This window comes from Paenibacillus sp. FSL R5-0928 (genome assembly GCF_037970385.1).
Lineage (GTDB): Bacteria > Bacillota > Bacilli > Paenibacillales > Paenibacillaceae > Paenibacillus_AQ > Paenibacillus_AQ odorifer.
Genome location: NZ_CP150225.1, coordinates 2,228,059 through 2,240,207, shown reverse-complemented (window position 1 = coordinate 2,240,207; position 12,149 = coordinate 2,228,059). Strand labels below are relative to the sequence as shown.

Here is a 12,149-nt window from a genome sequence, read left to right as displayed (position 1 = left end):
ATATCCTCTTCTACTTTCAAGCTTCGGTTTGACATTGATAACGCTATCAATATATCATATAAAAGAATATTTGGGGTAATTTGGTAGCTAATGGTTGGAATAGGAGGCTGAATGACGTTTCGTGTCAGGTTTTGGTATCTCTGAAGATTAACAAATTTAATTATGGGGGGGATGGCTTTGTTACGCATAGCCGTATGCGATGACGAGAAAAAGGAACACGATTTGCTAAAGGAATATCTCCCAAGACTTATGAAAAGCACGGCTTACTCTTTCGAGACTCAATATTTTACCTCCGGTGAGGAATTGCTTCACTATTATAATCAACAGAGTAGTTATCCTTTTCATATACTTCTAATGGATATTGAACTGAGAGGATTAAATGGAATCGAGGTTGCAAAAAAAATCCGTGCACTTCCGGATCGGGAGGTTCAAATTATATTCTTGACAAACTATCCGCAGTACGTAATGAGCAGCTTTGATGTGCAACCCTACCATTATTTGATTAAACCAGTAAACTATGAGTGTTTTGAGGCAAAGATAATAAAGCTATGTAACTATATCATTTCTTCTGTAAATAGGTTTCTAATGATTAAAACTGAAGATGGACATATGGTGATCAAAAATTCTGACATTATTGCGATTGTTAAAATCAAACATTCCTTGGCTAAAAACCGACTAAAGATCATTACCTCTACGCAGCATTACATAATTCCAGGTACAATTTCAGAATATATAAGTAAACTAAACCGTCCATTTATGCTTATTCATCGTTCCGTTATTGTTAATCTGGAACATGTCCATAAGTTTACAGCTACTTCCGTAGTCATGCACAATCAAGAGCAGTTTCCTATTGGCCGTACTCAGGCAAAAGAGGTTAAAGAAGCCTACGCCTATTATATGATTGCACAATTCAAAGAACGAGGATGACTCTTTATCTATCAATGGTCATCATGATGTTGCTTATTCTGCTAATCAGAGAAACCATCCTTTTATTCGGTAAAATTAATGAAAACACCAAACTGACTAAAGAAAATCTGCAATTACGTAAACAGATGGATTATCAACACATCAGCTATGAAAAAACCACACATTCCCTTACAAGCATCAAACAAGTTATCCATGATACGAACAAGCATTTGGTATATGTCCGGAATTGTATTCAGAACAATGAGATTCAGGAATCTATCCATCATATCAATTCAATGCTCGGTCAAATTCATCAGCCTTCTCTCAGACTATCAACAGGTAATTTGGTAATTGATTCTTTAATTGGCAACGCGCTAAATATTGCTTGTGAACACAAAATTGCTATTAAGTATGATATTCATATACACGCCGAAGCTATTGATATTGATCGGTTTGACTTATGTACCGTGATCGGGAATGTGCTGGATAATGCTCTAAACGCCGCTGCAAGAGTTCCAAAAAAAGAAGATAGATTTATTCAGCTGCTAATTTTCACTACCGATACTTCATTGTTTATCCAAGTCACCAACTCACGGAACAATTCTAGCACTATAGTGCAGCATAATTTTAAAGAGAATCCCGCTTTTCACGGATTCGGCTTAACAAATATTCAAAGTGTCACCGAAAAATACGGAGGTCATCTAGTTACTAACGCTCAAAATAATGAATTCGAAACAATCATTGTACTACCTTTTCTAAACATACTTTCAGCAGCTAAGCCAAACCTGACCGAATTAGAAAGGCAGTGAAAAAAACTATTTCCCTAGCAAGTACAGCGGCCGCTCCCCAACAGCAGACTGAAGGGGAGCAGGCCCGCCGCAAGCTTTACGAAGTAATCTCAAACAATCTCGCTGTTTTTCCTGGTGGGAGTGCCACCGTCAAAACCCCTGCCGATTGATCCCAATTCCAAGTTGAACTATGCTGCTGAGGATAGGCACAGGCGATCACTGGTTCAAATCCCTTCAGCTCTTCTATCGGCAATTGGACATTTGCAGCTTCTCCGTCAATCCGCCATACCGCGACATACCGTCGTTCGCCGCGCCGCAGGCCAAGGCTGACCCATTCGCCCTCACTGTCCGGCAGGCCGAGCGGCCAGAAAGGTGTGGCGTGTGGGATATCACTGCGAATGGTTTTGTAATAATCCAGCGCTTCTTTAACTAGACTTCTGCGGTGAGGTTCAAGCTCCGCCAAATGACCGCTCTGGTGTACACGAAGCAACAGCGCATTAACCATATTGAAGATGACTTCCTCATCGTCACCCTCGCGCAGCGGATAAGACCAAACTGCGGACTGCTCCGGTGTCAGTGCTGCCGGAGAACCTGCGGCAATGGCCGCATACTGTACATAATCCTCCTGGTCGCTAGTAGACTGGATGCTGTGTCGGCTGAGCATCGCATAATCCATGCGCATTCCCCCGCTGGAACAGTTCTCGATGACAAGGTTCGGATAACGAACAAAGATGCTGTCCAACCAAGCCAGATAAGCGCGGTTATGCTGTAGCAACCCATCTCCGAAGCTGTCCGCATCCGTTTCTGTCCCAATGCCTGCATTGATGTTGTAATCCATTTTAATGTATCCTACACCGTACTGCTTAACCAGACGCGCAATAACACCGTTTGCATGATCAATGACTTTCGGGTTGCGGTAATCTAGCTGATAGCGGCTACGGTCCTTAACCCTTTTACCATGCCGCATGAAAAACCAGCTGTCATCAGTCTCCGCAAGCTTCGGGCTGTTGATGCCCATAACCTCCAGCTCAAGCCATAGTCCGGGAATCATCCCTTTGCTGCGGATATAGTCGAGCACATATTTAATCCCTCCCGGAAACCGATCGCTGGAAGGCTCCCACTGGCCTACACCATCCCACCACTCTCCGGGTGCATACCAGCCAGCATCAATGCAGAAATATTCACAACCTACTTCCGCGGCAGCATCAATTAAAGGCAGTAGCTTCTCAGTCGTTGGGCTCCCCCATAGGCAATTCATATAGTCATTAAAAATAATCCGCAGCAGCTCATTATCCTCATTAGGTCTGCGGATCATCCGGCGATATACCGTAAGCTGTTCTGCCGCGCTCTGAAATCCTCCCTGCACAGCACCCACAGCTGCTGGCACCGAAGTAAACTCTTCACCGGGAGCTAGGTTCAGCCACCAATGGTTGTCATGTTCTGTAGGTCCGCTGACCAGCAGTGTAAGCTGATCGTATTGATCCGTCAGCTCCCAATGCCAAGAGCCGTTATGCTCAATCTGCCAGAACAAGCTTGTCCCGCTCTCCTTATTATGCAAAACCGCCATCGGTAGAAGTTCCGCTGCTGACCAAGAGCCTGTATTGCTTGCGGCAATTCGTTTGGAGCCACGGTCTGCCAAATGATACATCCCAAGCTCAGGCAGGCGGTAGGTCCGCCACTGAAGTTCACTCTGCCATCCGCTGTGGGCAAGGGTTACTTCAATCTTATCATTGCGCTCCCCGCTCCCCTCTTTGTCTACACCTGTAAGAGCAAAGGAGGAGATGTATTCCACTGCCACCTCAGCTTCTCCAGCATTCTTTAGCACTGTCCAGCTTCGAACGATTTGCACGCCCTTGTAGAACTGAAAATGCTGCACTGCCTGGATTCCTGTAATCGGATCAGCCAAGCTAAGCTCCAATTTACGCCCGAGCGCATTCACTGTATCGCTGTGTCCCGCATATACCATCCGAAGACCCGGATAGGATGCTCGGTGTGTGCGCCCGTGATATTCGGCGCGGTCTTCGCCCGATAATTGCAGCTCCAGCAGCCGGAAGCCTTGCTTGTTCTTATCCGCTATGGCTGCTTCCAAAGGTGCCGCGCCAAAATGCAATAGCCGAACATCCTGATCTTCCGTAACTTCAATCGTAAGAAATAGTCCATTTTCAATGATTTCAATCATTTTGCTATTCATAATAATGTACCTCCTGACTTTATCTCAGTATCTTCTTATGATTATATAACATATAAAAAAGGGACGGTTCTCCAGTAAGTGAATCTTACCTTGGAGCCCGCCCCCTGATCTGAACCTAGTTATTCTGCCGATCCGAATTGAATCCAAGCTTTTTGAATTTCATCGATGGCTTGATCCTTAGTTTTGCTGCCGCCGATGTAAGCCTGCATGAGCTCACCAAATTTTTGGTGGAAGGTATCCAGAGAGTAGTTCACGGACAGGTCGCCGGATTTCTCTGTTTTGAGGATTTCTTCCATTTCTTTTGGCATTTGCAGGTCAGGCATTGGAGCATCCTTAATTGGAGGAATAACCTTTGCTACTGTAGAGAACCAGTTCTTACCGTATTCAGAAGTATACAGCCAGTTGAAGAATTCAATAGTCTCACCAGCTACAGCAGAATCCTTATTGATACGCAGGGCCTGATCCGCACCAGTAATGATCTGGGACTGTTCAGCCTTGTCGCTGACTGGGTAACCCATAATGCCCAGGTCGAAGTCAGGTGTGATTTTCTTAATGGCTTCTTCATCCCATGCGCCTTTACCAGTCATGAACGCTGTTTTGCCGGATGCAAAGTCGCTGACTTCAGCATTGCTGTCCCGTTCAAGCGGTTTGTCTGTGCCATGTTTAACAGTGGTATCAACGAAGCTGAAGAAGTTATTGTACAGCACCGGGTGATCCTTGATCGTGGTTTTTCCGGCAATAAAATCATTTACTAGTGTCTTAGCATCCGTACCTGCATCTTGGGCTGCCGCATCTACGAAGTGTTGGAAGATGTGTTTCCATACCCACCACTCTTTATAGGCGTTGGCAAAAGGAGTAATGCCTTTAGCTTCAAGCTTAGTAATCGCATCGTCCATTTGGGCTGTTGTCTTAGGAACTTCCGTAATCCCAGCATCAGCCAACAGTTTCTTATTGTACATCAGGACAAATAGATTCCCTTTTACCGGAAGACCGAGCACTTTACCGTCCGTAGAACTCATGTTAGAACGCACTGCATCGGTCATCGCCGCAGCCAGTGGCTCATTAGTTAGGTCAGCACTATACTCCGCAAAGGTATCAATATCTCCACCCGCTGTGGTCTGGAATACGTCAGGTGTACTTCCCGCAGCAATCTTCGATTTGAGCACCGTATTGTAGTCAGCCTGCATAATCTCCAGATTAATCGTCACATTCGGTTTAACTTTCTTGTACTCGGCAATATAAGCGTTAAAAGCATCAGTGTACTCGGGTGATGCGGTGAACATATTAATCGTGACCGGCTTGCCAGAATCTGTGGCAGGAGTATTCCCTGTTCCGCTATTGTCAGCGGCATTGTTGTTTCCGCCGCAACCCGCCAGTAATCCGCCGACGAGCAGCAGACTCGCAGATAAAGCCATAAATCTTTTTAACATGATGTTGCCCCCTTTTCCTCATGCATCTAGTGGTCTTGAGACAATTCTAAAGAAAAAGAAAAAGGATAAGAATGTACATAAGTGAACTTATTAGGGTAAAAAAGTGTTCATGTAACCGCTTCACTACTCCCCGTTCAATAGCAGAACCCGATATTCAGAAGGTGAACAGTCATAATAATTCCGGAACGCCTTGCTGAAATAATTTTTGTCCTTGTACCCCAACATCTCGGAAATGTCTTGGATTTTCAAATCGGGGGTGGATAGCAGCTCCTTTGCCTTATCCATTCTTACCTTTTGTACATACTCATGTATGCCATAACCATATTGCCCTTTAAAAAGTTTCATCAAGTATTCTCTGCTCAGGAAATATTTATCCGTGAACATCGATACTTTAATATTCTCAAAATAGTGATTATCAATGTATGCTTTAATATTTTCCAGTATGCTGGGGCGATTGCCAGCAAGGCTTTTGCTGATTTCATTGCCATAGCAATCTAGAATTCCGCTCAGTACCCGCTCAAATTCGCCAAAGGAAGCAAAATCGCTCCCGATGCCTAGCCCACGCAATCCTTTATCTTTACCGCCGCGAATACGTTCGGGGACCGCATCCAGCTCCGTCGCAATATCGTTCAGTAAAATAATAAATTCCTCTATCTGCCGGTCAGCCTCGCCCAGATTAAAACGTCCGGAAGCCTCCCATTTCTTTGTGAATTCGCTTAAAATACTTTTGGCATGATTGATGTTCCCGCTCTCCAGTGCGTTGCGAATCAAGGGCATACGTCCCGTCAAGGAAGGATTATCTTTCCCCTGTGAAGTATCGTTGCTGCTATTTGTGACAATCGCTCCCTTCAGCGTCAGGAGGTCAATCCCGTCGAGAGAGGCTTTGGCAGTCTCATAGGATTGAGCAAGCGCCATGATGTCACCATAGGGCTGTCCAATTCCTCCGGCAACAACAATTCCGAATAGCTCTTTCAGCGTCGAGACTAACTTCTTCATATGATGTAAAGAGCGGAAAGTTGCGTCCTCCTCATAGCCGCCTTTCATCGTGAAGATGGCGATAAACTCGCGTTCTCCCTTATGGCTGGCGAAGCTGAAGGCCTGAAAATGCTCATCGCTATTCTCATTAATCACATTTGTGACGGCAAAATGCAGCAAATCCCGGTCCTCATGGAAGCGATTACGACGCACTTGTTCCAAATTGAGCACCCGCAGTACACCCGCAGCAAAATAGTTTCCGGTCGTATCAGCGCCGATCAACGGCAGAAAAGCCTCGTTGGACTGATTTTTGAAGCTACGTTCAATGATCGACAGATAAATTTTCTCCTTTAGCTTCGGCAGAGACATGTTGAGCGTAATGTTCCTGTTGATGAACTCACTTTCTTTCTTACGTTTGGCCTCCAGCACATCTATAGCTTTACGCAAGGCCGCATTCAAATCCGCCCGGTTGACCGGCTTCAGCAAATAATCAACTACCTTAGAACGGATAGCCTGGCGGGTATATTCAAAATCATTGTAGCCGCTGATTACAATCGTCAGCAGTTCCGGGAACTCCTTCTCCACGATCTGCAGCAGCTCACTTCCGTTCAGCTCCGGCATCTTCATGTCAACCAATACAAGGTCGATCTTTTGCTCACGCAGCATGGCTAGGCCCATATTTCCATCCGTAGCCTCCAGTACCTGATCGACACCTAGTCCTTTCCAGTCTCCCAGGATGTTGATCGCCTCACGCAACGGTTCCTCATCATCTATAATCAGTACTTTATACATGGTTAATCCCTCCCCGCGGTAACCGCATGTCCATCTTTGTTCCGCCAGCATCACTGGTAATGGCCAAACCCGCAGCCTCACCATACAAAAGCTTCAGCCGCGTGTTCAAATTTTTCAGTCCAATGCTTTCCGTGTCACTTTCGGCAGCGTTTTCTCCGCCCTGATCCTCCCACTGGATTTGAAGAGAATTTCTCACTTGCTCCAGCCGCTCCCCGCTAAACCCCGGTCCATCATCCGTCACTGAAATAACAGTATGGCTAGGCGTCACATGCGCTTCAATGGTAATTGTGATCGTTGTGGATACTTTTTCCAGCGCATGCTTGATGCAATTTTCTACCAAGGTCTGAATGGACAGCTTCGGAATCTCCAGCTCCAGCAAAGGGTCTTCCCACTGGTAGGCCACCTGCATTCTGTTTCCAAAACGAGCCTTCTGCAGTGCCAAATAACGTTCAATATGCTTTAATTCCTCTCTGGCATGGACCACATCTTTACCGCTAATGCAGTATCTCAACGTCATAGCAAGATTATCGACCATATCGACAATATCATCATTGTTGTTTTTCAGCGCCTTGGTGGAAATGGCTTGCAGGGCATTATATAAGAAATGCGGATTGATCTCAGCTTCCAGTGCTTTGAGTACAGCATTTTTCTCGACAATTTTCATTTTATACCGTTCATTGATCAGCTCATTCGTCTTTTCCACCATCTTATTGAAGTGGCGAGACAGATAGGCAATTTCATCCTTTCCTTCAACCTGTGCTTCAGCGTCAAAGCTGCCTGTACTGAACCGCTTCATCTGCAGCGACAGATTCTTTAGCGGGTTCGTTATTTTGTTCGAAATAAAGCTGACCAAGATGACCGAAACGATTAAAAATAACAGTCCTATGAAATAGTTCAATTTGCGTGTTGTCGTGGCCGCTTCATAAATTTCTTTGTAGGGAATCGGCTTAATCAGCTTCCAGCCTTCTTTTTTGCTGATGTCATAAATCACTAGATACTTCTCTTCTTTATCCGACCACGTCACGCGTCCTCCTGAGGCTGGTGTCAGCTCCTTAAGCAGTCCCTCTTGTTCGCTCTGTTGATAAAACCCGGGGTCATCCACCACAAAAGGTTCATTATCGGGACTGACGTACATTAGGTGCTGCCCTTTACTGAAGGGAATATCCTTCATAATCTCGTCCGTAACCGAGGAGTTGAAATAAAGGGAGAGCACCGCCTGCGGCTCCCTGGAAACTATAGAGCGCAGCAATCGATGGTAGCCCATGAAGCTTTTATCCTTATTTATAGGGTAGTCGGAGCTATTGATCATCGAGGATTGGTTTTTTACAAAAGACTGGTAAGAACGGTTAAACGGGCTGGCCAGCGCTTTTTTATACCAGGAAAGATTCTCAATCGACGGATGCTCGGCGACCCGCACGGTAATATTGTAGTTCTCTTTGGTGACATAATAATACTTGTGCTCCTTGATCACATACAGGTAGATAGCTTCCAGATCATTGCGGGAGAAGTACAGGTTCTTCAAGTAGTCCTCCACATACATCTTCGAGGCATAATCCTCCGATTCATGCAAAATCGCATAGGTGATCTCGTCATACGATATTTGCGGCAGGGATAATTGCTCGATGCCGTCCAAATAACTCTCCAGATTCCGGCCGACAAGCAACAGATTGTTGCTCGTACTGGCGATGCTGTTATCCACCGATTCTTTTCGCAGCATGCCGTATGAAATGAACGTCAGTGAGGTCACCACCAAAACAATGATGATTGTAAACAGCAAAATAAGCTTGTTCGCCAACCTGCGTGAGACAAGCTCCAGCACGGGTTCAAACCGCTTTATGATCCACTTTTTAATAATGACCGGCAACCTCCCCCACGATTTACAGGCTTAATTATAAATATTTCAGTTCACCTTTTTACCCCTAACTGTACTCTTAAATCCATTTTTGAGTATAGGGCACTGCTCTATAATACACAATATAGACTAACCGGAATGGTTATGTGTGGCAAGCCTAGTCGATATTACCACCCAACAAATCAAGAAGAGGTGCATCCATGTTAAAATCACTCGGCAAAAGATGGCGCGAGAAAACAGAATTCGGATTATTCACTCTCCCAGTCCTAATCTGTATCGCTGTAGCATTCTACATTCCGTTTGCCATGACTATCCGCTATTCGATGACCAAATGGAACGGAATTTCGAAACACCCTAAGTTTGTCGGACTTGATAATTTCAAACAAATCTTTATGGGCGACACCAACTTCGCCAATTCAGCCTGGTTCACCATAAAGTATGCGATTCTGTACATTGTTCTCGTTAACGTGCTGGCCATTCTGCTCGCACTGGTTCTGGACATGAAGCTGAAGAGCACCCCTTGGCTGAGAGCCGCTTTCTTTATTCCTTATATCCTCAGTCTTGTCATTGTCGGTTTTATCTGGAAATTTATCTTTATGCAAGGTTTCAACTCACTCGGAGAAAGTACAGGCTGGTCCATATTTGGTCTAAGCTGGCTAGGGACGCCGGGACTTGCTTTCGTCTCCATACTGGCCGTCTCCATCTGGCAGTCGATTGGTTTTTATCTGGTCATTTATATTGCCGGTCTGCAATCTGTACCTGAGGATCTCAAAGAAGCAGCGACAGTTGATGGCGCTGGTCCCATGAGAAAATTCTTCAGTATTACACTGCCGCTGCTCGCTCCATCCATTACGATTTCTGTGTTCATGGCACTGACCAATTCGATCAAGGTGTTCGATGTCATCCTGTCATTAACCGGGGGCGGACCTGGCGGAACTACCTACAGTATCGCTTACGATATCTACCGGGATACCTTCCAGAACAATCTGTATGGATACGGTACAGCGAAAGCGCTTATCCTGTTCCTGGCCGTCTTGGTGGTAACCATTCTCCAGTTAGCATTCTTCAAACGAAGAGAGGTTGAGGCATAATGAATACAAACCGCAAAGCAGGCCGAATCATTCTAGAGGTTGTTATGGTCATCCTCTCTCTTCTGTTTCTATATCCGCTATTTCTGACGATTATCAACTCGTTAAAAAGCTTTAGCGAAGTCATGACGGATGTCATCGCCCTGCCAAAACATCTGGTATTCGGCAACTATTCCTACGTGTGGAAGTTTATCAACTATCCGAAGCTGTTTCTGAACAACTTTGTCATTACCGGTGTAGGTCTTCTGGGTATTGTGTTCATTTCATCCATAGCAGCCTACAAGCTGGCACGGACGAAATCCAGACTGAGCGGGGTGATTTATTTCCTCTGCATTATGCCGATGCTGATTCCGTTCCAATCGATCATGCTGACCGTTCTGCAAACCGCTAAGACCTTAAATCTCTCTGAGAGTACTTGGGGACTTGGATTGTTATATTGGGGTTTCGGTGCTCCACTCGCCGTGTTTATCTACCATGGATTCGTCAAGGGTATTCCGGTTGAAATTGATGAGAGTGCCACGATTGATGGAGCTTCCGGCTTCCGCCTGTTCTTCAGTGTCATCTTCCCACTGCTGAAATCGGTCACAACAACCATTGTCATTATCGACGTAATGTGGATTTGGAATGACTTCCTGCTCCCGCTGCTTATGGTCAACGGCTCCCCAGATACCAAAACGCTGACACTGGCTGCCTACACCTTTGTGGGCCAATATACCTCAGATTGGCAATATGCGATGACTGCTATGGTCATGGCGGTGCTGCCATCGATCGTGGTATTCATCTTCTTGCAAAAGTACATCGTTAAGGGTGTTGTTGCGGGGGCGGTGAAGGGCTGATTATCTAATTCCAAACCTAGCTTCTGCATAAAAAGGGGGAGATCCATATGGATCTCCCCCTTTATGCAGACGTTCCAATACTCTGCATACTGCTACGGTCAGCTTTTGATGCAGATGTTCCAATACTTTGCATACTGCTACGGTCAGCTTTTGATGCAGACGTTCCAATACTCTGCATACTGCTGCGGTCAGCTTTTGATGCAGACGTTCCAATACTAATTAGTAGTTTAACTGTATTTTGTACAACTATAACTCTGCAACTCGCTCGGCCGATGGATATAGCTGTATTTCGTACAACTATTCTCTTGATTTAATGCCCTCTAGGCCGATTTTCTAGTTTTTAGTTGTATAGAATACACTTAAAAGCAGAATGGTCCGTTTTACATATAAGATAGGTGTATAGAATGCAGTTATTTCACAATTACAACGATGATACTTCATGGGCACTCCATACGGACTCCATAAATACTCTCTTCATACTGCTTCAGTCAGCTTTTTATACAGACGTTCCAATACTCTCTGCATACTGCTACGGTCAGCTTTTGATGCAGACGTTCCAATACTAACTAGTAGTTTAACTGTATTTTGTACAACTATAACTCTGCAACTCGCTCGGCCGATGGATATAGCTGTATTTCGTACAACTATTCTCTTGATATATTGCCCTCTAGGTCGATTTTCTAGTTTTTAGTTGTATAGAATACACTTAAAAGCAAAATGGTCCGTTTTACATATAAAATAGGTGTATAGAATGCAGTTATTTCACAATTACAACGATGATACTTCATGGGCACTCCATACGGACTCCATAAATACTCTCTTCATACTGCTTCAGTCAGCTTTTTATACAGACGTTCCAATACTCTCTGCATACTGCTGCGGTCAGCTTTTTATGCAGACGTTCCAATACTAATTAGTAGTTTAACTGTATTTTGTACAACTATAACTCTGCAACTCGCTCGGCCGATGGATATAGCTGTATTTCGTACAACTATTCTCTTGATATATTGCCCTCTAGGTCGATTCTCTAGTTTTTAGTTGCATAGAATACACTTAAAAGCAGAATGGTCCGTTTTACATATAAAATAGGTGTATAGAATGCAGTTATTTCACAAACACAACGGTGATACTTTATAGGCACTCCATAGGTATTCCATACGCCACATCCTACGTACACCATACGTACACCATACGTACTCCATTCGTACTCCATACGGACTCCATACATACTCCATACGTACTCCATACGTACTTCATGCCACTCCATACGTACTTCATGCCACTCCATAGG

The 12,149-nt window shown here is 44.8% G+C and carries 10 protein-coding genes; 4 read left to right on the top strand and 6 right to left on the bottom strand.

Translation table 11 applies throughout. The annotated features are described in order from the left end of the window. Window positions 1-171: 171 nt before the first annotated feature. Both MKZ16_RS09750 and MKZ16_RS09745 read left to right on the top strand, forming a co-directional pair. Window positions 172-927: a LytTR family DNA-binding domain-containing protein gene (locus MKZ16_RS09750; protein WP_179089046.1), complete on the top strand. Its 756-nt coding sequence runs from the start codon at window positions 172-174 to the stop codon at window positions 925-927. Between the two features lie 14 nt (window positions 928-941). After that, on the top strand, window positions 942-1,715 hold the full coding sequence (locus MKZ16_RS09745; RefSeq protein ID WP_076104095.1) for a GHKL domain-containing protein: 774 nt from the start codon (window positions 942-944) through the stop codon (window positions 1,713-1,715). Window positions 1,716-1,791: 76 nt separating this feature from the next. On the opposite strand, the gene MKZ16_RS09740 is transcribed toward MKZ16_RS09745, so the two are convergent. From MKZ16_RS09740 to MKZ16_RS09725, 4 genes are all read right to left on the bottom strand, one after another. Beyond that, on the bottom strand, window positions 1,792-3,885 hold the full coding sequence (locus MKZ16_RS09740; protein WP_076104096.1) for a glycoside hydrolase family 36 protein: 2,094 nt from the start codon (window positions 3,883-3,885) through the stop codon (window positions 1,792-1,794). Window positions 3,886-4,004: 119 nt separating this feature from the next. Next, complete coding sequence (locus tag MKZ16_RS09735; RefSeq protein WP_036684033.1) at window positions 4,005-5,315, bottom strand: extracellular solute-binding protein; 1,311 nt, start codon at window positions 5,313-5,315, stop codon at window positions 4,005-4,007. Between the two features lie 123 nt (window positions 5,316-5,438). Then, a complete protein-coding gene (locus MKZ16_RS09730) occupies window positions 5,439-7,082 on the bottom strand; it encodes a response regulator (protein WP_076104097.1) in 1,644 nt (547 codons plus the stop codon). Then, complete coding sequence (locus MKZ16_RS09725; RefSeq protein WP_052097448.1) at window positions 7,075-8,937, bottom strand: histidine kinase; 1,863 nt, start codon at window positions 8,935-8,937, stop codon at window positions 7,075-7,077. Before MKZ16_RS09725 ends, MKZ16_RS09730 begins: the two co-directional genes overlap by 8 nt. A gap of 197 nt (window positions 8,938-9,134) precedes the next feature. Between MKZ16_RS09725 and MKZ16_RS09720 the strand changes: the two genes are divergently transcribed. Beyond that, on the top strand, window positions 9,135-10,025 hold the full coding sequence (locus MKZ16_RS09720; RefSeq protein WP_036684044.1) for a sugar ABC transporter permease: 891 nt from the start codon (window positions 9,135-9,137) through the stop codon (window positions 10,023-10,025). Next, the gene (locus tag MKZ16_RS09715; RefSeq protein WP_036684045.1) at window positions 10,025-10,858 is read left to right on the top strand and encodes a carbohydrate ABC transporter permease; all 834 of its coding nucleotides are present in this window, start codon (window positions 10,025-10,027) and stop codon (window positions 10,856-10,858) included. The genes MKZ16_RS09720 and MKZ16_RS09715 overlap by 1 nt, the downstream gene beginning before the upstream one ends. Here the strand turns inward: MKZ16_RS09715 and MKZ16_RS09710 are convergent, their stop codons facing one another. After that, entirely contained in the window at window positions 10,859-11,071 is a 213-nt protein-coding gene (locus tag MKZ16_RS09710) for a hypothetical protein (protein ID WP_143758999.1), read from the bottom strand. A gap of 814 nt (window positions 11,072-11,885) precedes the next feature. Then, window positions 11,886-12,146, bottom strand: coding sequence for a hypothetical protein (locus MKZ16_RS09705; protein WP_155288109.1), 261 nt, complete (start codon window positions 12,144-12,146; stop codon window positions 11,886-11,888). Window positions 12,147-12,149 lie beyond the last annotated feature (3 nt).